Source organism: Streptomyces sp. NPDC051322 (genome assembly GCF_040689485.1).
In the GTDB taxonomy this organism is placed as follows: Bacteria; Actinomycetota; Actinomycetes; order Streptomycetales; family Streptomycetaceae; genus Streptomyces.
This window is the reverse complement of the sequence record NZ_JBFBAK010000001.1, coordinates 281,407-303,182: the sequence shown is the minus strand read 5'-3', so window position 1 is coordinate 303,182 and position 21,776 is coordinate 281,407. Positions and strand designations below refer to the sequence as shown.

Annotated in this window: 17 protein-coding genes; 16 read left to right on the top strand and 1 reads right to left on the bottom strand. The window is 69.5% G+C overall.

What is annotated here, in order from left to right; translation table 11 throughout:
• Positions 1-405: 405 nt before the first annotated feature.
• The 16 genes from rsmH to AB0436_RS01315 all read left to right on the top strand — a co-directional run bounded on the left by rsmH (position 406) and on the right by AB0436_RS01315 (position 18,248).
• Positions 406-1,362, top strand: coding sequence for a 16S rRNA (cytosine(1402)-N(4))-methyltransferase RsmH (gene rsmH, locus AB0436_RS01390; RefSeq protein ID WP_366465581.1), 957 nt, complete (start codon positions 406-408; stop codon positions 1,360-1,362).
• Complete coding sequence (locus tag AB0436_RS01385; protein ID WP_366465580.1) at positions 1,359-1,976, top strand: hypothetical protein; 618 nt, start codon at positions 1,359-1,361, stop codon at positions 1,974-1,976. The genes rsmH and AB0436_RS01385 overlap by 4 nt, the downstream gene beginning before the upstream one ends.
• 4 nt (positions 1,977-1,980) lie before the next feature.
• Complete coding sequence (locus AB0436_RS01380; RefSeq protein WP_366465579.1) at positions 1,981-3,918, top strand: penicillin-binding protein 2; 1,938 nt, start codon at positions 1,981-1,983, stop codon at positions 3,916-3,918.
• Between the two features lie 51 nt (positions 3,919-3,969).
• Complete coding sequence (locus AB0436_RS01375; protein ID WP_366465578.1) at positions 3,970-5,643, top strand: UDP-N-acetylmuramoyl-L-alanyl-D-glutamate--2,6-diaminopimelate ligase; 1,674 nt, start codon at positions 3,970-3,972, stop codon at positions 5,641-5,643.
• A 4-nt stretch (positions 5,644-5,647) separates the two neighbouring features.
• Positions 5,648-7,081 (top strand): UDP-N-acetylmuramoyl-tripeptide--D-alanyl-D-alanine ligase, encoded by a 1,434-nt coding sequence (gene murF, locus AB0436_RS01370; RefSeq protein ID WP_366465576.1) that lies wholly within the window; start codon positions 5,648-5,650, stop codon positions 7,079-7,081.
• Entirely contained in the window at positions 7,078-8,148 is a 1,071-nt protein-coding gene (mraY, locus tag AB0436_RS01365) for a phospho-N-acetylmuramoyl-pentapeptide-transferase (protein WP_365855489.1), read from the top strand. Before murF ends, mraY begins: the two co-directional genes overlap by 4 nt.
• Positions 8,145-9,560, top strand: a complete 1,416-nt coding sequence (murD, locus tag AB0436_RS01360) for a UDP-N-acetylmuramoyl-L-alanine--D-glutamate ligase (RefSeq protein ID WP_366465575.1) — start codon at positions 8,145-8,147, stop codon at positions 9,558-9,560. Before mraY ends, murD begins: the two co-directional genes overlap by 4 nt.
• 62 nt (positions 9,561-9,622) lie before the next feature.
• Positions 9,623-10,957 (top strand): putative lipid II flippase FtsW, encoded by a 1,335-nt coding sequence (gene ftsW / locus AB0436_RS01355; protein ID WP_366465574.1) that lies wholly within the window; start codon positions 9,623-9,625, stop codon positions 10,955-10,957.
• A gap of 6 nt (positions 10,958-10,963) precedes the next feature.
• Positions 10,964-12,052, top strand: coding sequence for an undecaprenyldiphospho-muramoylpentapeptide beta-N-acetylglucosaminyltransferase (gene murG, locus AB0436_RS01350; RefSeq protein ID WP_365855495.1), 1,089 nt, complete (start codon positions 10,964-10,966; stop codon positions 12,050-12,052).
• Positions 12,053-12,086: 34 nt separating this feature from the next.
• On the top strand, positions 12,087-12,887 hold the full coding sequence (locus tag AB0436_RS01345; RefSeq protein WP_366465572.1) for an FtsQ-type POTRA domain-containing protein: 801 nt from the start codon (positions 12,087-12,089) through the stop codon (positions 12,885-12,887).
• Positions 12,888-13,162: 275 nt separating this feature from the next.
• Positions 13,163-14,371 (top strand): cell division protein FtsZ, encoded by a 1,209-nt coding sequence (gene ftsZ / locus AB0436_RS01340; protein ID WP_366465571.1) that lies wholly within the window; start codon positions 13,163-13,165, stop codon positions 14,369-14,371.
• 36 nt (positions 14,372-14,407) lie between these two features.
• A complete protein-coding gene (pgeF, locus tag AB0436_RS01335; RefSeq protein ID WP_366465570.1) occupies positions 14,408-15,133 on the top strand; it encodes a peptidoglycan editing factor PgeF in 726 nt (241 codons plus the stop codon).
• 6 nt (positions 15,134-15,139) lie between these two features.
• Positions 15,140-15,859: a YggS family pyridoxal phosphate-dependent enzyme gene (locus AB0436_RS01330; protein WP_366465569.1), complete on the top strand. Its 720-nt coding sequence runs from the start codon at positions 15,140-15,142 to the stop codon at positions 15,857-15,859.
• Between the two features lie 140 nt (positions 15,860-15,999).
• Entirely contained in the window at positions 16,000-16,605 is a 606-nt protein-coding gene (gene sepF, locus AB0436_RS01325; RefSeq protein WP_366465568.1) for a cell division protein SepF, read from the top strand.
• Positions 16,606-16,675: 70 nt separating this feature from the next.
• Positions 16,676-16,960, top strand: a complete 285-nt coding sequence (locus AB0436_RS01320; RefSeq protein ID WP_365855507.1) for a YggT family protein — start codon at positions 16,676-16,678, stop codon at positions 16,958-16,960.
• A 49-nt stretch (positions 16,961-17,009) separates the two neighbouring features.
• Positions 17,010-18,248, top strand: a complete 1,239-nt coding sequence (locus AB0436_RS01315; protein WP_366465567.1) for a DivIVA domain-containing protein — start codon at positions 17,010-17,012, stop codon at positions 18,246-18,248.
• A 179-nt stretch (positions 18,249-18,427) separates the two neighbouring features.
• Here the strand turns inward: AB0436_RS01315 and ileS are convergent, their stop codons facing one another.
• On the bottom strand, positions 18,428-21,604 hold the full coding sequence (gene ileS / locus AB0436_RS01310; protein WP_366465565.1) for an isoleucine--tRNA ligase: 3,177 nt from the start codon (positions 21,602-21,604) through the stop codon (positions 18,428-18,430).
• Positions 21,605-21,776 lie beyond the last annotated feature (172 nt).

Below are 21,776 nucleotides of genomic sequence, written 5' to 3'. Positions count from 1 at the left end.
GGGCGAAAAATTACGCCCATCCGTGGTTGTTGTGAGCTAAACCACAGACTGTCATCCGGTAATCAGTCCGAGTGAAAAGCCGGTCCGGCGGCGCGCTGGGCGGTTGATTGACCGGCGGGATCGGTGGACTAAAGTGACGCGGAGTGGGAGGCGCGGCGATGCGTCCCCGCGCAGTCCGTGTGGCCTGCATGTCGCATTCATGTTCCTGTCGTGCTCGTGGACATGCCGTGCTCATGGACGTAGTCCGCCACGCTTCGCACACCCCCGTATGCGCGGTGTACGTACGGCTCGGCCCTCTCCCGCTCGTCGGCCGGCCGACGCCCCTTCCGGCGCCGGTGGACCGTCCCCTTCCGAGCGGGCGGGGACCCGGCAGTACGTGCGATCGCGCCGTAACTGAGAGGGCGCATGAGCCAGTCCCGACATGTCCCGGTGATGCTCCAGCGATGCCTGGACCTGTTGGCCCCGGCGCTCGCTCAGCCCGGCGCGGTCGTCGTCGACTGCACCCTCGGCCTCGGCGGCCACAGCGAGGCGCTGCTCTCCACCTTCCCCGCGGCCCGGCTCGTCGCGCTCGACCGGGACAAGGAGGCGCTGCGGCTCTCCGGTGAGCGGCTGGCGCGCTTCGATGACCGGGTCACGCTGGTGCACGCGGTCTACGACGAACTGCCCGACGTCCTCGACCGCCTGGCGATTCCGCGCGTCCAGGGAGTCCTCTTCGACCTCGGTGTCTCCTCGATGCAACTGGACGAGGCGGACCGCGGGTTCGCGTACGCGCAGGACGCTCCGCTCGACATGCGCATGGACCAGACGACCGGGATCGGCGCCGCCGAGGTGCTCAACACCTACCCGCCCGGCGAACTCGTCCGAATCCTCCGGGCGTACGGCGAGGAGAAGCAGGCCAAGCGCATTGTGTCGGCCATCGTGCGGGAGCGCGAGAAGGAGCCCTTCACCAACAGCGCCCGGCTGGTCGAGCTGATCCGTGACTCCCTGCCGCAGGCCGCCAAGCGGACCGGCGGCAACCCGGCCAAGCGCACCTTCCAGGCGCTGCGGATCGAGGTCAACGGGGAGCTCACCGTGCTGGAGCGGGCGATCCCCGCCGCGGTGGCCTCGCTGGCGGTGGGCGGCCGTATCGCCGTCCTCTCGTACCACTCGCTCGAGGACCGCCTGGTCAAGCAGGTCTTCGCGGCCGGGGCCGCCAACACGGCGCCGGCCGGCCTGCCGGTCGTGCCCGAGCGCTACCAGCCACGGCTGAAGCTGCTCACCCGCGGCGCGGAACTCCCGACGGAGGAGGAGATCGCGGAGAACCGGCGTGCGGCCCCCGCGCGTCTGCGGGGTGCGCAGCGGATTCGCGAGGAGGCCCCGTGAGCACACCGGCCAAGGAGCTGAAAGGCCGTGCCGCCCGGCTGGCCAGGCTGCTGCCCGCCCGACCGAGCAGAGCGGCCCGGACACCTTTCGTCCTCCTGGTCGTGCTGCTGCTCGGCGGCGGGCTGATCGGCCTGCTGATGCTGAATTCCGCGCTCAACGCGGGGTCCTTCCAGCTGAGCAAGTACGAGAAACGGAACACCGAGCTCACCGACGAGGAGCAGGCGCTGCAGCGGGATGTGGACGACCGCTCGGCGCCCGGGGCGCTGGCGAAACGCGCCGGTGAACTCGGCATGGTGCCGGGCGGCGGTCCGGTCTTCCTCAATCCGGACGGCACGGTCCGGGGCGTCCCCGCGCAGGTCACGGCGGAGCCCGCCAGGGCGTTCGCACCGGAATCCGAGCCCGCCGCGACACCGGACGCGACCCTGCCCGACACCGCGCCCGACACCACGCCCGGGACGCCGAGCGGAACACCGGCCGGGACACCGGCCGGGATGCCCGGCGCGGACTCGCCCGTGACCCCGCGGGGGACGGCGGCGAACGGCGCGTCGGCGCCCGCCGCATCGCTCGCCCCGGCCGATCCGACCACAGAGCCGACCCCGACCCCCGGCAGGTGACGCAGTGCCGTCCAAGGAACCACCGCGCCGCCGAGTACCGGTCCCCGCGCGCTCGGCGAGGCCGGCAGCACCGGCGCGCCCGGTGCGGCGCCGGCCGGCCCCGCCCGGAAAGAGCACCCGGACGCTGCGACTCGGCAGCCCGCGCCCCAGGCTGCGGCTCATCAGCCTCTGTCTGACCCTGGTGATGGGGATCTTCGTCGTACGGCTGCTCCAGGTGCAGGCCGTCGACGCAAGCGCCTACGCGACCAAGGCCGACAAGAACCGCTATCTCAGCCACACACTGACCGCGGACCGCGGTGAGATCACCGACCGCAGCGGTGTTGCGCTCGCCGCCAGTGTCGATGCCTACGACATCACCGCCGACCCCACGATGTTCACTCCGAAGCAGACCCACGTGGCGGACGCCCCTCAGCAGGCGGGCGCGCTGCTCGCACCGATCCTCGGTGTGGACGCCGACACCCTCGCCAAAAAGCTCGCCACCCCCCGAACCCGCTATGTGCGGCTGGCGCGCAGGCAGACCCCCCAGGTCTGGAACCAGATCAAGGACCTGCAGAGCGTGCTGCTGCAGAAGGCGAGCGCGAAGAAGGGCGCCAACGTGCTGGCCGGAGTCTTCCACGAGCCGACCACCAAGCGGGTGTACCCGAACGGTGACCTCGCCGCCGGGGTACTCGGCTGGGTCAACGCCGCGGGCAAGGGCGCGGGCGGCCTCGAGTCCTCCCTGAACAAGGAGTTGGCCGGGCAGAACGGCAAGATCACCTACGCCCAGTCCGGCGGCCGTCAGGTGCCCACCGCGGGCCGGAGCGAGGTCCCCGCCGTCGCCGGCTCGGACGTCCAGCTCACCCTGGACCGGGACATCCAGTGGGCCGCGCAGAGCGCCATCTCGGCCCAGGTGAAGAAGTCCAAGGCCGACCGCGGCTACGTGGTGGTGCAGGACACCAGGACCGGCGAGGTCCTCGCCATGGCCGACGCCCCCGGCTTCGACCCCAACGACCTCCGCCATGCGAGCCCGGCCAACCTGGGCAACGCCGCGCTCCAGGACGCCTTCGAGCCGGGTTCCACCAGCAAGGTCATGTCCATGGCCGCCGTCATCGAGGAGGGGGTGGCCACCCCCCGTACCCACGTGACCGTACCCAACCGGCTGCACCGTGGTGACCGGCTGTTCCACGACGACATCGACCACGACACCTGGTCGCTGACGCTCAACGGGGTACTGGCCAAGTCCAGCAACATCGGCACGATCCTGGCCGCCGGACAGCTGGGGAAGACCCAGCCGGAGGCCAACAAGGTCCTTTACTCGTACCTGCGCAAATTCGGAATCGGGCGCCCCAGCGGCGTCGGCTTCCCCGGTGAGACCCCCGGCATTCTCGCCAAGCCGCAGGACTGGTCGACCTCCCAGCAGTACACCATCCCGTTCGGCCAGGGTCTCTCGCTCAACGCGCTGCAGGCCGCGTCGATCTACTCCACGATCGGCAACGGCGGTGTCCGGGTGGAACCCTCCCTGATCCGCGGTACGAAGGGCCCCGACGGCCGTTTCGACCCCGCGCCCGAGCCCGGCAGGACCCGGGTGGTGAGCGAGAAGACAGCGAAGACGCTCTCCCGCATGCTGGAGTCCGTGGTCGGCGACGAGGAAGGCACCGGAGCCTCCGCCCGTATCCCCGGATACCGGGTCGCGGGCAAAACCGGAACGGCCAACCGGGTGGATCCCACAACGGGTCGCTACCGCGGTTACACCGCCTCGTTCGCGGGCTTCGCGCCGGCCGACAATCCGCGGGTCACGGTCTACTGCGCCATCCAGAACCCGACGAGCGGGCCCTACTTCGGCGGCTCGATCTGCGGCCCCATCTACAAGAAGGTCATGGAGTTCGCCCTCAAGTCGCTCCAGGTGCCGCCGACCGGCAAGAAGGCCGCCCCCCTGCCGGTCACCTTCGATCCCGAACAGTGATCCTTCGAGTGACCCCGCGAGGGGCCACCACGAGTCATCCAGGAACCATCAGTGACGACCATCACCAGCGATCCGGGGAACCGAAACGCTCCACACCCCTCACTTCGCGACAAGCCCGGTGAGCCCGGTACGCTCACCGCCGTGCCACAAGCTGATCAGTCCCAAACCACCCAGAAGGACGCCTCTGTGACCTACCCCGGAGCGCCCCGTCCGGCCGAGGTACGGCCGACCCCCTTGGGGGAACTGGCACGACAACTGGGCATCGCGTCACCCGGCGCCGGTGAGGTCACCGGCATCACCCACGATTCCAGGGCGGTCCGCCCCGGAGACCTGTACGCGGCCCTGCCCGGCGCCCGCTTCCACGGCGCCGACTTCGTCGTGCAGGCGGCCGGTCTCGGAGCCGCCGCCGTACTGACCGACCCGACCGGCACCGAACGCGCCGCGGCGACCGGCCTGCCGGTGCTCACCGTCGACAACCCCCGGTCCCTGATGGGCGAACTGGCCGCCGAGATCTACGGCCACCCCGGACGCGAGCTGCTCCAGATCGGCATCACCGGCACCTCGGGCAAAACCACCACCGCCTATCTGGTCGAGGGGGGTATCCGGGCCGCAGGGCATCTCAGCGGTCTCATCGGCACGGTGGAGATGCGGATCGGTGACGAACGCATCAAGTCGGAGCGCACCACCCCCGAAGCCACCGACCTCCAGGCGCTCTTCGCGGTGATGCGCGAACGCGGCGTCGACTCGGTCGCCATGGAGGTGTCCAGCCACGCCTTGGTGCTCGGCCGGGTCGACGGCTGCGTCTTCGACGTCGCCGTCTTCAACAACCTCAGCCCCGAGCACATGGAATTCCACTCCGACATGGAGGACTACTTCCAGGCGAAGGCGCGGCTGTTCACCCCGGAGCGCAGCAGACTCGCGGTCGTCAACCTCGACGACGAGTACGGGCGCAGGCTCGTCCACGAGGCCACCGTGCCGGTGACCACCTTCTCCGCAGAGGGACACCCGGACGCCGACTGGCGGGCCGAGAACGTCGAAGTCTCGCCCTTCACCAGCACGTTCACCGTGCTCGGCCCCAAGGGCGAGCGCATCGCGGCCACCTCGCCGCTGCCCGGACCCTTCAACGTCGCCAACACCCTGGCCGCGATCGCCACCCTCGCCGTCGCCGGCGTCGACCCGCAGACCGCCGCCGACGGTATCGCCGCCGTACCCGGCGTACCCGGCCGCCTGGAACGGGTGGACGCGGGCCAGCCGTATCTGGCCGTCGTCGACTACGCGCACAAGACCGACGCCGTCGAATCGGTGCTGCGCGCTCTGCGCAAGGTCACCGAGGGCAGGCTGCACATCGTGCTCGGCTGCGGCGGCGACCGGGACCGGACCAAACGCGGTCCGATGGGAGCGGCCGCCGCGCGGCTCGCCGACACCGCCGTGCTGACCTCCGACAACCCCCGCTCCGAGGACCCTCTCGCGATCCTCGCGACCATGGTCGCGGGCGCCGCCGAGGTGCCGGTGCACGAGCGCGGCGACGTCCTGATCGACTCCGACCGGGCCGCCGCCATCCGGGCAGCCGTGGCCAGGGCCCGGCCGGGCGACACCGTGCTGGTCGCCGGCAAGGGCCATGAGCAGGGTCAGGACATCGCCGGAGTGGTACGCCCCTTCGACGACCGCCAGGTTCTGCGCGCGGCCATCGAGCGCGCGGCCATCGAGAACAACAGTCAGGGATGACCAAGTGATCACCCTCTCCCTCACCGAGATCGCCGAAATCGTCGGCGGGCATACGTACGACATACCGGATCCCGCCGTCCAGGTCACCGGCCCGGTCGTCACCGACTCCCGTGCCGTGCAGCCCGGCGGCCTCTTCGTCGCCTTCGCCGGTGAACACGCCGACGGCCACGACTTCGCACAGCGTGCGGTGGCCGCGGGCGCGGTGGCGGTGCTCGCCACCCGCCGGATCGGCGCCCCCGCGATCGTGGTGGACGACGTCACCGTCGCCCTCGGCGCACTGGCCCGTACCGTCGTCGAGCGTCTCGGCACCGAGGTCGTCGCCCTCACCGGCTCGGCCGGCAAGACGTCCACCAAGGACCTGATCGCCCAACTCCTGCAGCGCAAGGGCCCGACGGTCTACCCGGAGGGCAACCTCAACAACGAGATCGGTCTGCCGCTCACCGCACTCCGCGCGGAGCGGGACACCCGGTATCTGGTGCTCGAAATGGGCGCACGGTACATCGGCGACATCCGTTACCTCACCGGACTCGTACCGCCGAAGACCGGACTCGTACTGAATGTCGGGACCGCGCACATCGGCGAGTTCGGCGGCCGTGAGCAGATCGCTCAGGCCAAGGGCGAAATGGTCGAGTCGCTCCCGGAGTCCGGTGTCGCCGTGCTCAACGCCGACGATCCGCTGGTCCGCGCGATGGCGTCACGCACCAAGGCGCGGGTGCTGCTCTTCGGAGAGGCGGACGAAGCGGACGTGCGCGCCGAGAATGTCCGGCTCACAGCTACCGGACAGCCCGCTTTCACGCTGCACACACCCACCGGGTGCAGCGATGTGACCTTGCGCCTGTACGGTGAGCACCACGTGTCGAACGCGCTCGCCGCAGCCGCCGTCGCGCATGAGCAGGGCATGTCCGTGGACGAGATCGCACCGGCGCTCTCCGAGGCGGGCACGCTGTCCCGCTGGCGCATGGAGGTCACCGAGCGTCCGGACGGCGTGACGGTCGTCAACGACGCCTACAACGCGAACCCTGAATCCATGCGAGCCGCGCTGCGTGCACTGGCCGCGATGGGCGAAGCCTCGCGGGCCCGAGGGGGACGCACGTGGGCGGTGCTCGGCCAGATGGCCGAGCTCGGTGACGAGTCGTTCGCCGAGCACGACGCGGTCGGGCGGCTTGCCGTCCGGCTCAACGTGAGCAAGCTCGTGGCAGTCGGGGGCAGGGAAGCATCCTGGCTGCAGCTGGGCGCCTATAACGAGGGTTCGTGGGGTGAGGAGTCGGTGCACGTGTCCGACGCAGAGGCGGCCGTCGACCTGCTGCGCAGGGAACTGCGGGCGGGAGACGTCGTGCTGGTGAAGGCGTCCAGGTCGGTGGGGTTGGAGCAGGTCGCGGACGCGCTGCTCGACAGGGGCACCGGGACCGGCACCGAGGGCGAGGTCGCCGCCCGATGAAGCAGATTCTCTTCTCGGGAGTCATCGGACTCTTCCTGACCCTGGTCGGCACCCCGCTGCTGATCAAGCTGCTGGCCCACAAGGGTTACGGACAGTTCATCCGGGACGACGGACCGCGCGGCCACCACGGCAAGCGCGGCACCCCGACCATGGGTGGGATCGCCTTCATCCTGGCCACGATCATCGCCTACTTCGCCACCAAGGCGATCACCGGCGCCCCGCTGACGTTCTCCGGGGTGCTGGTGCTGTTCCTGATGACGGGGATGGGACTGGTCGGGTTCCTCGACGACTACATCAAGATCGTCAAACAGCGTTCGCTGGGTCTGCGGGCGAAGGCGAAGATGGCCGGCCAGCTGATCGTGGGCATCGCCTTCGCCGTGCTGGCCATGCAGTTCAAGGACATCCACGGCAACGCCCCGGCCTCCACCAAGCTGTCGTTCGTCACGGACTTCGGCTGGACGCTCGGCCCGGTGATCTTCGTCGTCTGGGCACTGTTCATGATCCTGGCGATGTCGAACGGCGTGAACCTCACCGACGGCCTCGACGGCCTGGCCACCGGCGCCTCGGTGATGGTCTTCGGCGCGTACACCTTCATCGGCGTCTGGCAGTTCCAGGAGTCCTGCGCGAACGCGGCGACCCTGACCAACCCCAGCGCCTGCTTCGAGGTCAGAGACCCGCTCGACCTGGCGGTCGTCGCCTCGGCCCTGATGGGCGCCTGCTTCGGCTTCCTGTGGTGGAACACCTCACCGGCCAAGATCTTCATGGGCGACACCGGATCGCTCGCCCTCGGCGGCGCCCTCGCGGGTCTGGCCATCTGCTCCCGTACGGAGTTCCTGATGGCCATCCTCGGCGGCCTCTTCGTGCTGATCACGCTGTCCGTCGTGATCCAGGTCGGCTCCTTCAAGATGACGCGCAAGCGGGTCTTCAAGATGGCACCGCTGCAACACCACTTCGAACTCAAGGGGTGGTCCGAGGTCCTTGTGGTGGTCCGCTTCTGGATCATTCAGGGCATGTGTGTGATCGTCGGTCTCGGCCTCTTCTACGCGGGCTGGGCGGCCGACAAGTGACGTGGCAGGACAAGCGGGTCACCGTCGCGGGGCTGGGAGTCTCCGGGCTGCCGGCGGCGCGGGTCCTGCACGGGCTCGGCGCGGCGGTCACCGTCGTCAACGAGGGCGACGACGCACGCTCCCGGGCGCAGGCCGACGAACTCGAGGCGCTGGGCGTCACGGTGCGCCTCGGCGAGGCTCTGCTGCCGGAGGGCACCGAACTGGTCGTCACGGCCCCGGGCTGGCGGCCGGACAAGCCACTGTTCCAGGCCGCGGCCGCCGCGGGCGTCCCGGTGTGGGGCGATGTCGAACTGGCCTGGCAACTGCGCGACCTGAACGGCAGGAAGCCGGCCCCCTGGCTCGCGGTCACCGGCACCAACGGCAAGACCACCACGGTACGGATGCTCGCATCGATGCTGCGCGCGGCCGGTCTGCGCACCGCTGCGGTCGGCAACATCGGCGTCTCGCTGCTCGACGCGGTGCTCGGCGACGAGCCGTACGACGTACTGGCGGTGGAGCTCTCCAGCTACCAACTGCACTGGGCGCCCAGCCTGCGGGTGCACTCCGCGGCGGTCCTCAACATCGCCCCCGACCACCTCGACTGGCACGGCTCCATGGCGGCGTACGCGGCCGACAAGGGCCGTGTCTACGAAGGCAACACCGTCGCGTGTGTCTACAACGCGGCCGACCCGGCCACCGAGGAACTGGTCCGTGCGGCGGACGTCGAGGAGGGCTGCCGCGCCATCGGCTTCACCCTCGGCACCCCCGGGCCGTCCCAGCTCGGTGTCGTGGATGGCATCCTGGTGGACCGTGCCTTCGTGGCGGACCGCCACCAGCAGGCCCAGGAACTGGCCGAAGTCACCGACATCGCGTCACCCGCCCCGCACAACATCGCCAACGCCCTTGCCGCTGCCGCCCTGGCGCGCGGCTTCGGCGTCGAGCCCGCCGCGGTCCGTGACGGACTGCGTGATTTTCGTCCCGACGCGCACCGGATCGAGCATGTCGACGAGGTGGCGGGCGTCACGTTCATCGACGACTCCAAGGCCACCAACACCCATGCTGCCGAAGCCTCGCTGGCCGCATACGATCCGATTGTCTGGATTGCGGGGGGTCTTGCCAAGGGTGCGCGGTTCGATGATCTCGTTATCGGTGCGGCGAAGCGGCTGCGCGGAGTTGTACTGATCGGCGCCGAGCGGGCCCTGATCGCCGAAGCCCTTGCGCGACACGCGCCGGAAGTCCCGGTGGTCGACCTCGACCGGACCGACACTGGGGCGATGTCGGCGGCGGTCCGGGAAGCGGCACGTCTCGCCCGGCCCGGGGACACCGTCCTGCTGGCCCCGGCCTGTGCCTCGATGGACATGTTCGCCAACTACAACAAGCGCGGCGAGGCATTCGCCGACGCGGTACGCGAGTTGGCTGCCGAGACCGACTGAGCGGCTGCGAGGCCCCGCGCCGGGACCCGGCAGAGCCGGGCACGAGTGGAGGGGACAGGGACATGCCGGTCAGGGACAGCAACGGGCATGGTGGCACCGGGACGGCACGTCGTCCCGCCGCCTCGGGACGCAGCCCGGCGCCCCAACGTGCCGGGCGCGGCATCGCCGGACTGCGCAGGTCGTTCGAGCAGGCGCGCAGCGCCTGGGACCGGCCGCTGACCGCCTACTACCTCATCACCGGCTCCGGCGTCCTGATCACCGTGCTCGGCCTCGTCATGGTCTACTCCGCATCAATGATCAAGGCGCTGGAAATCTCCGAGCCGGGGTCGTACTTCTTCCGCAAACAGCTGTTCGCCGCGTTCCTCGGCGGAATTCTGCTGTTCATCGCGACCCGGATGCCGGTGAAACTGCACCGGGCCTTCGCCTACCCGCTCCTCGCCTGCACCATCTTCCTGATGGTGCTGGTGCAGGTACCGGGGATAGGGCAGGCGGTCAACGGCAACCAGAACTGGATCTCGCTGGGCGGTCCCTTCATGCTCCAGCCGAGCGAGTTCGGCAAACTCGCCCTGATCCTCTGGGGCGCCGACCTGCTCGCGCGTAAACAGGACAAGAAGCTGCTGACCCAGTGGAAACACATGCTGGTCCCGCTCGTTCCTGTGACTTTCATCCTGCTCGGGCTGATCATGCTCGGTGGCGACATGGGCACCGCGATCATTCTGACCGCGATTCTTTTCGGACTGCTGTGGCTGGCCGGAGCACCCACCCGGATGTTCGCCGGCGTGCTCGGCATCGCGGCAGTGATGATTTTCCTGCTCATCAAGACCAGCCCGAACCGGATGGGACGGCTGGCCTGCATCGGGGCCAGTGACCCCGGACCGCAGGACCAGTGCTGGCAGGCGGTGCACGGGATCTACGCCCTGGCCTCGGGTGGTTGGTTCGGATCCGGCCTCGGCGCAAGTGTGGAAAAATGGGGCCAACTACCGGAGCCGCACACCGACTTCATCTTCGCGGTCACCGGTGAGGAACTGGGTCTCGCCGGGACGCTGTCGGTACTCGCCCTCTTCGCGGCTCTAGGCTATGCGGGTATCCGCGTGGCCGGACGCACGGAGGACCCCTTCGTGAGGTACGCAGCGGGAGGTGTGACCACCTGGATCACGGCGCAGGCCGTGATCAATATCGGTGCGGTGCTCGGTCTGCTGCCGATCGCCGGTGTCCCGCTCCCGCTGTTCTCCTACGGGGGTTCGGCGCTGCTGCCGACCATGTTCGCCGTGGGGCTGCTGATCGCCTTCGCGCGGCAGGACCCCGCAGCGAAGATGGCTCTGGCCCTGCGGAGGCCCCGGGTGAGATGGAAGTCGATGAGACGGCGCGTCAAGAAGCGTCCGTCCGGAGAGCGGTGAATTTCGGTGCATGTCGTACTCGCCGGTGGGGGGACCGCCGGCCATATCGAGCCTGCGCTCGCCCTCGCGGATGCCCTGCGCAGGCAGGACCCGACCGTGGGTATCACGGCCCTCGGCACGGAACGCGGCCTGGAGACGCGTCTGGTGCCCGAGCGGGGTTACGAGTTGGGGCTCATCCCCGCCGTTCCGCTGCCCCGCAGGCCCACCCCGGAGCTGATCACCGTTCCCGGGCGGCTGCGCGGCACCATCAAGGCGGCCGAGCAGATCCTGGAACGGACCAAGGCCGACTGCGTGGTCGGCTTCGGCGGCTACGTGGCGCTGCCCGGTTATCTGGCGGCCAAGCGCCTCGGAGTGCCGATCATCGTGCATGAGGCCAACGCCCGCCCCGGCCTTGCCAACAAGATCGGCTCGCGGTACGCGGCCGCCGTGGCGGTGTCCACGCCGGACAGCAAGCTGCGCGGCGCCCGATACATCGGCATTCCGCTGCGCCGCACCATCGCCACCCTCGACCGGGCCAGAGTCCGTCCCGAGGCGCGTGCCGCGTTCGGCCTCGATCCCAATCTGCCGACCCTACTGGTCTCCGGTGGCTCCCAGGGCGCCCGCAGGCTCAACGAGGTGGTCCAGCAGGCCGCTCCGGTGCTCCAGCGCTCCGGGATCCAGGTCCTGCACGTGGTCGGTCCCAAGAACGAACTGCCGCGTGTCGACAACATGCCCGGAATGCCGCCGTACATCCCGGTACCGTATGTGGACCGGATGGACCTCGCGTACGCCGCGGCCGACATGATGCTCTGCCGGGCCGGCGCGATGACCGTCGCCGAACTCTCCGCCGTCGGGCTGCCCGCCGCTTACGTCCCGTTGCCCATCGGCAACGGTGAACAGCGGCTCAACGCCCAGCCGGTGGTGAACGCGGGCGGTGGCCTGCTGGTGGACGACGCCCAGCTGACCCCCGAGTGGGTCCAGGGCAACGTCCTGCCGGTACTCGCCGATCCGCACCGGCTCTTCGAGATGTCCCGCGCCGCAGCCGAGTTCGGCCGCAGGGACGCCGACGACCTGCTCGTCGGCATGGTGTACGAGGCGATTGCCGCACGCCGCTAGGACAGGACCTGGGCGTGACCTTTAAGGAGCGAGTGTGGCCGGACCGACGACCGCCCAGCGCGGCGAACGCAAGCCATCGGCGGGCTCCGGCCGTGCTCGCTCCTCGAAACCCCGGCGCCCGGGCCGGTCGACCCGCAGAGGGCGACTGCTGATCCTGGTGGTCGCCGTGCTGCTCGCCCTGACCGGCGGCGGAGTCTGGCTGCTCTACGGCTCCTCGTGGCTGCGCCTGGAGCGGGTCCGGACCTCGGGGGAGCTCGTGCTGACCCGGGACCAGGTGGAGTCGGCGGCGGCCGTGCCCGTCGGCGCCCCGCTGATTTCCGTCGATACGGCGGCGATCGCCGACCGTCTTCGGAAGAAATTGCCGCGTATCGACTCGGTGGATGTCACCCGTTCGTGGCCGCACGGCATCAACCTGAAAGTGACCGAGCGAAAGCCGGTGCTGCTCATGAAGTCGGGCGGAAAATACACCGAAGTGGACACGAAGGGAGTCCGTTTCGCCACCGTGGACCGTGCTCCCCGACGGGTGCCGGTACTGGAATTGACCCCTGAACAGTCGCCGAGCCTGCGTCGTTTCGGCGTAGACAGACTACGTCTGGAAGCGGTGAAGGTGGCCGGGGAGCTCCCGTCCGCGGTAGCCGATGACACCCTTATCGTCCAAGTCCGTTCATATGACTCAATCTCCCTGCGGCTGACGGGCGGTCGCACGGTGGCGTGGGGGAGCAGTGAGTTCGGCGCGGCGAAGGCCCGCGCGCTCGGCGCGCTGCTGAAAGCCGCTCCCAAGGCCGAGCGCTTCGACGTGAGTGCTCCCACCGCCCCTGCCGTGTCAGGGAGTTGACGCACATACTTGCTGGCCAGCACCCTGGTTGGGCAGCGCAACGGCTGATCACATAGGGTGAAAAGAAAAACGGGAGGTTCGGCGTGTTCGTTGAACGTGCGCCGCTTGTCGACTTAGTGTCCTGTTCGGAGAGTCCAAGGAGCAGACACACTGGTAACCCTGAACTTCACCGTTAGGGTTCGGGTCGGCGTTCGGACCGTCCCATCGGCATCCGTCGTCGCGACGCGACAAACCGCGAAGCGGCGACACGTAACTCGAGGCGAGAGGCCTTCGACGTGGCAGCACCGCAGAACTACCTCGCAGTCATCAAGGTCATCGGTGTCGGCGGCGGTGGTGTCAATGCCATCAACCGAATGATCGAGGTCGGCCTCAAGGGCGTCGAGTTCATCGCGATCAACACTGACGCACAAGCCCTGTTGATGAGCGACGCCGACGTCAAGCTCGACGTCGGCCGTGAACTGACCCGCGGCCTCGGGGCCGGAGCCAACCCGGCAGTCGGTCGCAAGGCGGCAGAGGACCACCGTGAGGAGATCGAGGAGGTCCTCAAGGGGGCCGACATGGTCTTCGTCACCGCAGGAGAAGGCGGCGGCACCGGTACCGGTGGCGCACCCGTCGTCGCCAACATCGCCCGTTCACTGGGCGCACTCACCATCGGCGTGGTGACCCGGCCCTTCACCTTCGAGGGCAGGCGTCGCGCCAACCAGGCGGAGGACGGCATCGCCGAACTCCGCGAAGAAGTCGACACCCTCATCGTCATCCCCAACGACCGGCTGCTGTCCATCTCGGACCGTCAGGTCAGCGTGCTGGACGCGTTCAAGTCCGCGGACCAGGTACTGCTGTCCGGTGTCCAGGGCATCACCGACCTGATCACCACGCCCGGCCTGATCAACCTCGACTTCGCCGACGTCAAGTCCGTGATGTCCGAGGCCGGATCGGCGCTCATGGGCATCGGCTCGGCCCGCGGCGACGACCGGGCGGTCGCCGCCGCCGAGATGGCGATCTCCTCGCCGCTGCTCGAGGCGTCCATCGACGGCGCCCGCGGTGTGCTGCTCTCCATCTCGGGTGGTTCGGACCTCGGTCTCTTCGAGATCAACGAGGCCGCACAACTGGTGAGCGAGGCCGCGCACCCCGAAGCCAACATCATCTTCGGCGCCGTCATCGACGACGCCCTCGGTGACGAGGTGCGGGTCACGGTCATCGCGGCGGGCTTCGACGGCGGACAGCCGCCGACCCGCCGGGAGAACGTCATCGGGGGCAACACCGCCAAGCGCGAGGAAGCGACCCCGGTCAGGGCGAGCGAGCCGCAGCGTTCACTCGGCGGTCTCGGTGCGGTGACCCAGCGCGACGAGCTCCCGGTCCAGGCCGATGCGGAGCGGCGGGACGAGGCCCCGGCGACGCCGGTCACCCCGCCGCAGATCCCGCCGGCCCGGCCGTACCAGGACACCCAGGCCGAAGAGCTGGACGTCCCGGACTTCTTGAAGTGATCCGGGCTTCCTGAAGTGATAACGCAGCACGACGCAGTGAGCGGCGCGCACTTCGCCTTCACCGACAGGTGGGGCGGGGTGAGCGCCGTTCCGTACGAAGAGCTCAACCTCGGCGGCGCGGTCGGCGACGACCCCGCTTCCGTGCGGGACAACCGGGCGCTCGCGGCCACTTCGCTCGGCCTGGAGCACGCGCAGGTCGTCTGGATGAACCAGGTGCACGGGCGCGAGGTGGCAGTGGTGGAAGGCCCTTGGGACGCGAACGGTTCCGGCGGCACGCAGCCGGTTCCCGCCGTGGACGCGATCGTGACCGCCCGTCGGGGCGTGCCGCTGGCCGTACTCACCGCGGACTGCACCCCGGTGCTGCTCGCCGACCCCGTGGCGGGGGTGGCTGCCGCGGTCCATGCCGGCCGCCCCGGACTGGTGGCCGGCGTCGTCCCGGCAGCCGTCGCCGCCATGACGCGTCTCGGCGCCGACCCGGCCGCGATCGTCGCCCGGACCGGACCCGCGGTCTGCGGGCGCTGCTACGAAGTCCCGGCGGCGATGCGGGCCGAGGTGGCGGCGCGCGTTCCCGGCGCCTGGTCCGAGACCAGCTGGCACACCCCTGCGGTGGACGTCACCGCCGGGGTGATGGCGCAGCTCGAAGCGCTCGCAGTCACCGACCGGCAGCAGTCGCCGGTCTGCACGCTGGAATCGCTCGACCACTTCTCGTATCGTCGCGACCGCACCACCGGGCGGCTCGCCGGATATGTCTGGCTGGACTGATAGGACATGACGGACCGTAAGCACGAACTCGCCGCAAACCTGGCCCGGGTGGAGGAACGGATCGCCTCCGCCTGTGCGGCGGCCGGTCGCAAGCGGGCAGACGTGACGCTGATCGTGGTCACCAAGACGTACCCCGCGAGCGATGTGCGGCTGCTGTCCGGCCTCGGGGTGCGTCATGTCGCGGAGAACCGCGACCAGGACGCCGCGCCCAAGGCCGCGTCGTGCGCGGACCTTTCGCTTCACTGGCACTTTGTCGGTCAGTTGCAGACGAACAAGGTCCGTTCTGTGGCGGGTTATGCGCATACGGTGCAGTCGGTCGACCGAGCGCGACTTGTCACGGCTCTCTCCGGAGCGTCGGTCGGAGCGGGCCGCGAACTCGGCTGCCTGATCCAGGTGGCGCTCGACGCGGAGTCCGGTGAGCGCGGCGTGCGCGGCGGCGTCGGGCCGGACGGCGTCGAGGAGTTGGCCGACCGGGTGGCCGGCGCACCAGGACTGCGGCTCGACGGACTGATGACCGTCGCGCCACTGGCCGGACCGTACGCGGGACGGCAACGGGCGGCATTCGAGCGGCTGATGGAAATCTCATCCGGCCTGCGCGCGGCTCATCCGGCTGCGAACATGGTGTCGGCAGGGATGAGTGCGGATCTCGAAGAGGCGGTGGCGGCGGGTGCGACACATGTCCGCGTCGGCACTGCGGTACTCGGCGTGCGCCCCCGGCTCGGGTAACGTCGCGAAGCAAGTCGGACCACAGCAGAAAATATGGTCATTTCCGCCGATTGGCGGGCAGACCCAGTGGATCGTGGGCACTTGGTGACGCTGCGACCTTGGCACAAGGGCGATCCACCACAGAGCGGAGGACTCAGAGAATGGCCGGCGCGATGCGCAAGATGGCGGTCTACCTCGGCCTCGTGGAGGACGATGGATACGACGGCCCGGGGTTCGACCCCGACGACGAGTTCGAACCTGAGCCGGAGCCCGAACGGGACCGGCGGCGGCACCAGCCTTCACATCAGTCACAGCAGGACGAATCGGTACGAGCGGTACAACCGCCCGCCCAGCGCGAACCAGTTGCGCTACCGGCGGAAAGCGGACGTCCCGCCCGAATCGCCCCCGTGGCATCCATCACACCTGAACGCCCGAGTATGGAGAAGAACGCCCCGGTGATCATGCCCAAGGTTGTGTCCGAGCGGGAGCCCTACCGCATCACCACACTGCACCCCCGGACCTACAACGAGGCCCGTACCATCGGGGAACACTTCCGCGAGGGCACTCCGGTGATCATGAATCTCACGGAGATGGACGACACGGACGCGAAGCGACTTGTCGACTTTGCGGCAGGACTTGTCTTCGGTTTGCATGGCAGCATTGAGCGGGTGACGCAGAAGGTGTTCCTGTTGTCGCCTGCTAACGTCGATGTCACGGCGGAGGACAAGGCCCGTATCGCAGAGGGCGGTTTCTTCAACCAGAGCTGAGACGAGACACCGGGACTACCCCGGCCGGGAGGCCGGAAGACGAAAGCATCAGGGGAGAGGGAAGCGCTGGATGGGCATCGCATTGCAGGTGATCTACATCGCGCTGATGTGTTTCCTCATCGTGTTGATCTTCCGGCTTGTCATGGACTACGTCTTCCAGTTCGCCCGTTCATGGCAACCTGGGAAGGCGATGGTGGTCGTTCTGGAGGCCACCTACACTGTCACCGATCCACCGCTCAAGCTTCTGCGGCGGTTCATTCCGCCGCTGCGTCTCGGGGGCGTGGCACTCGACCTGTCCTTCTTCGTTCTGATGATCATCGTCTACATCCTCATCACCATTGTGAGCCGGGTGTGAACGATTCGGTCCTGCCGACTGCCGACGACTACGTAGAGGTGAAGAAGAGATGCCGCTGACCCCCGAGGACGTGCGGAACAAGCAGTTCACGACTGTCCGGCTGCGAGAAGGCTATGACGAGGACGAGGTTGACGCCTTCCTCGACGAGGTCGAAGCCGAACTGACCCGGCTGCTCCGTGAGAACGAGGACCTGCGCGCCAAGCTGGCAGCTGCCACCCGTGCCGCCGCGCAGAATCAGCAGCAGGGCATGCGCAAGCCGGAGCCGCCGGACGGCCGTGGCGGTCCGAACGCCCCGGTGCCCGCCGCCATATCCGGTCCACCGCAGGTCCAGCAGCAGCCGCAGATGGGCCCGCCCCAGCTTCCGGGCGGCCAGCCGCAGTTGCCGGCAGGACCTGGCGGTCACGGTCCCCAGGGCCAGCACGGCCCGGGGCCCCAGGGCCAGCACGGCCCCGGGCCGCAGGGCCAGCACGGTCCCGGCCCGATGGGCCAGGCGCCGATGGGCGGCCAGGGCCAGCTCGGTCAGGGCCCGATGGGTCAGGGCCCGATGGGCCAGGGCCCCATGGGCGGTCAGGGCCAGCTCCAGGGCCCCATGGGTGGTCAGGGCCAGCTCGGCCAGGGCCCCATGGGCGGTCCGATGGGCGGCCACGGCGGTCCCCCGCAGATGCAGCAGCAGGGTCCCGGCGGCGACAGTGCGGCCCGGGTGCTCTCGCTCGCCCAGCAGACCGCCGACCAGGCGATCGCGGAGGCCCGTTCCGAGGCCAACAAGATTGTCGGCGAGGCCCGCAGCCGCGCCGAAGGCCTGGAGCGCGATGCCCGAGCCAAGGCGGACGCACTGGAGCGGGACGCACAGGAGAAGCACCGCGTCGCGATGGGCTCGCTGGAGTCCGCCCGCGCGACGCTGGAGCGCAAGGTCGAGGATCTGCGCGGCTTCGAGCGTGAGTACCGGACGCGTCTGAAGTCCTACCTGGAGAGCCAGCTGCGCCAGCTGGAGACCCAGGCCGACGACTCACTGGCACCGCCGCGGACCCCGGCGACCGCCTCGCTGCCGCCGTCGCCCTCGATGGCTCAGGCCGGAGCGGGCGCGATGGGGCACACCCAGCACACGATGGGGGGCAGCCCGTCGATGGGCAGCCAGCCGTCCATGGGTTCCCCGTCGTACGGCGGACAGCAGCAGATGTCGCCGGCCATGACACAGCCGATGGCACCGGTGCGGCCGCAGGCGCCGCAGCCGATGCAGCAGGCGCCTTCGCCGATGCGGGGCTTCCTGATCGACGAGGACGACAACTGACGGCGGGCGCCGCGCGCGCACCGCAGTCGGCAGACTGAGGGCCGGGCCCCGGGGTTTCCCCGGGGCCCGGCCCTTTTGCCGTAGCAGGCCGCCCGGATCGGGTCTCCCCGGACGGAGTCTGGGGGAGATCGAGGAGCGGGGTCCGGGGCGGAGCCCCGGCGGGCCCCGCCCCGTGCGGGTTACGCGTTCGTGCGGCGGAGCCGGAACGCGAGGGACAAGCCCTCGTCCTCGAAGGCCGCCCCGTACGTGGCGTCGCCCTCGCCCTCCGCGTAGTCCACCGCCAGCACCTCGTCCGCGATCAACCCCGCATGCTCGCCGAGCGCCTCCGCGACCGTCGCGTCCTTGGCGGACCAGCGGACCGCGATACGGTCCGCGACGTCCAGGCCGCTGTTCTTCCGGGCCTCCTGGATCAGGCGGATCACGTCACGGGCCAGCCCCGCCCGTCGCAGCTCCGCGGTGATCTCCAGGTCCAGGGCGACCGTGGCGCCCGAGTCGGACGCCACCGACCAGCCCTCGCGGGGGGTTTCGGTGATGATGACCTCTTCCGGGGTGAGGGTGACGGACTCGCCGTCGACCGTCACCGTGGCGGTGCCCTCGCGCAGGGCCAGCGAGAGGGCCGCCGCGTCGGCCTCGGCCACCGCCTTCGCCACCGCCTGGACGCCCTTGCCGAAACGCCTGCCCAGCGCCCGGAAGTTGGCCTTGGCCGTGGTGTCGACCAGCGAGCCGCCCACCTCCGAGAGGGAGGCCAGCGAGGAGACGTTCAGCTCCTCGGCGATCTGCGCCCGCAGCTCCGGGGACAGCGCCTCGAAGCCGGCCGCCGCCACCAGCGCCCGGGAGAGCGGCTGGCGGGTCTTCACGCCGGACTCGGCGCGGGTGGCCCGGCCCAGTTCCACCAACCGCCGCACCAGCGCCATCTGCTGGGAGAGCGACGGGTCGATCATGGTCAGGTCGGCCTTCGGCCAGCTGGAGAGGTGCACCGACTCCGGGGCGTCCTCGGTGACCGGCACCACCATGTCCTGCCAGACCCGCTCGGTGATGAACGGGGTGATCGGCGCCATCAGCCGGGTCACCGTCTCGATGACCTCGTGCAGCGTCCGCAGCGCCGCGGCGTCACCGTGCCAGAAGCGGCGGCGGGAGCGGCGCACGTACCAGTTGGAGAGATCGTCGACGAAGGCGGAGAGCAGCTTGCCGGCCCGCTGGGTGTCGAACCCGTCCAGCGCCTGCGTGACCTGGTCCACCAGGGCATTGAGCTCGCTCAGCAGCCAGCGGTCGAGCACCGTGCGGTCGGCGGGCGCCGGGTCGGCGGCGGACGGGGCCCAGCCGGAGGTACGGGCGTAGAGGGCCTGGAAGGCCACCGTGTTCCAGTAGGTCAGGAGGGTCTTGCGGACCACCTCCTGGATCGTGCCGTGACCGACCCGGCGGGCCGCCCAGGGTGAACCCCCGGCCGCCATGAACCAGCGCACCGCGTCCGCGCCGTGCTGGTCCATGAGCGGGATCGGCTGCAGGGTGTTGCCCAGGTGCTTGGACATCTTCCGGCCGTCCTCGGCGAGGATGTGACCGAGGCAGACGACGTTCTCGTAACTCGACTTGTCGAACACCAGGGTGCCGACCGCCATCAGGGTGTAGAACCACCCGCGCGTCTGGTCGATCGCCTCCGAGATGAACTGCGCCGGGTAGCGCCGCTCGAAGAGCTCCTTGTTCTGATACGGGTAGCCGTACTGGGCGAAGGGCATCGAACCCGAGTCGTACCAGGCGTCGATGACCTCGGGGACCCGCGTGGCGGTCTGCGCGCACTGCGGGCAGCCGAAGGTGACCTCGTCGATGTACGGGCGGTGCGGGTCGAGCCCCGAGTGATCGGTGCCGGTGAGATCGGACAGCTCGGCGCGTGATCCGACCACGGTGAGGTGGTCCTGTTCGCAGCGCCAGATCGGCAGCGGGGTGCCCCAGTAACGGTTGCGGGAGAGCGCCCAGTCGACGTTGTTGTGCAGCCAGTCGCCGAAGCGGCCCTGCTTCACGGAGTCCGGGAACCAGTTGGTCTTCTCGTTCTCCCGCAGCATCGCGTCCTTGACCGCGGTGGTCCTGATGTACCAGGAAGGCTGCGCGTAGTAGAGCAGCGCGGTGTGACAGCGCCAGCAGTGCGGATAGCTGTGCTCGTAGGGGACGTGCCGGAAGAGCATGCCGCGCGCCTGGAGGTCGGCGACCAGGGTCTCGTCGGCCTTCTTGAAGAAGACGCCGCCGACCAGCGGCACGTCCTCATCGAACGTGCCGTCCGGACGGACCGGGTTGACGACGGGCAGTCCGTACGCCCGGCAGACCTTGAGGTCGTCCTCACCGAAGGCGGGGGACTGGTGAACGAGACCGGTGCCGTCCTCGGTCGTGACGTAGTCCGCGTTGACGATGTAGTGCGCCTCTGCCGGGCTGTGCTCATTGCTTCCCTCGCTGACGCTCGGAAAGGGAATCAGCGCGAACGGCCGCTGATAAGCCCAGCGCTCCATCTCCGCGCCGGTGAAGCTCTGCCCGGTGAGCTCCCAGCCCTCGCCCAGCGCCTTCTCGACCAGCGGCTGGGCGACGACCAGCTTCTCCTGGCCGTCGGTCGCCACCACGTACGTGACGTCGGGGTGTGCGGCGACCGCCGTGTTGGAGACCAGGGTCCAGGGGGTGGTCGTCCAGACCAGCAGCGCGGCCTCGCCCGCGAGTGGACCGCTGGTCAGCGGGAAGCGTACGAAGACGGACGGGTCGACGACCGTTTCGTAGCCCTGGGCCAGCTCGTGGTCCGAGAGACCGGTGCCGCAGCGTGGACACCACGGCGCGACCCGGTGGTCCTGGACCAGCAGGCCCTTGTTGAAGATCTCCTTCAGCGACCACCAGACGCTTTCCACGTAGCTGGGGTCCATCGTGCGGTACGCGTTGTCGAGGTCGATCCAGTAACCCATGCGGGTCGTCAGCTCGGCGAAGGCGTCGGTGTGCCGGGTCACCGACTCCCGGCACTTGTCGTTGAACGCGGCGATGCCGTACGCCTCGATCTCCGGTTTGCCGCTGAAGCCCAGTTCCTTCTCGACCGCGAGCTCGACGGGCAGTCCGTGGCAGTCCCAGCCGGCCTTGCGGGGCACGTGGTAGCCCTGCATCGTGCGGAAGCGGGGGAAGACGTCCTTGAAGACCCGGGCCTCGATATGGTGCGCGCCGGGCATGCCGTTCGCCGTGGGCGGACCTTCGTAGAACACCCACTCGGGGCGCCCCTCGGACTGCTCGAGACTCTTCGAGAAGACCTGCGCCTCGCGCCAGAAATCGAGCACGGCGTGCTCGAGCGCGGGCAGGTCGACCTGGGCGGGCACCTGGCTGTACTGCGGCAGTGTCATGGGCGAGCTCCTCCAACGGACGTTTCTCTCTCCGTCGGAGGGACGAGAGCCCAGTCGCTCCCGCGGTACCACCCTCCTTGGCCCCGTGCGTGTGCCCGTGGCCCCCTCATTGGGGTCGCGACGCCGGTTCTACTCGCCCACCGGTCCCGCTGGGCTTTCTTCCGACAGCTCC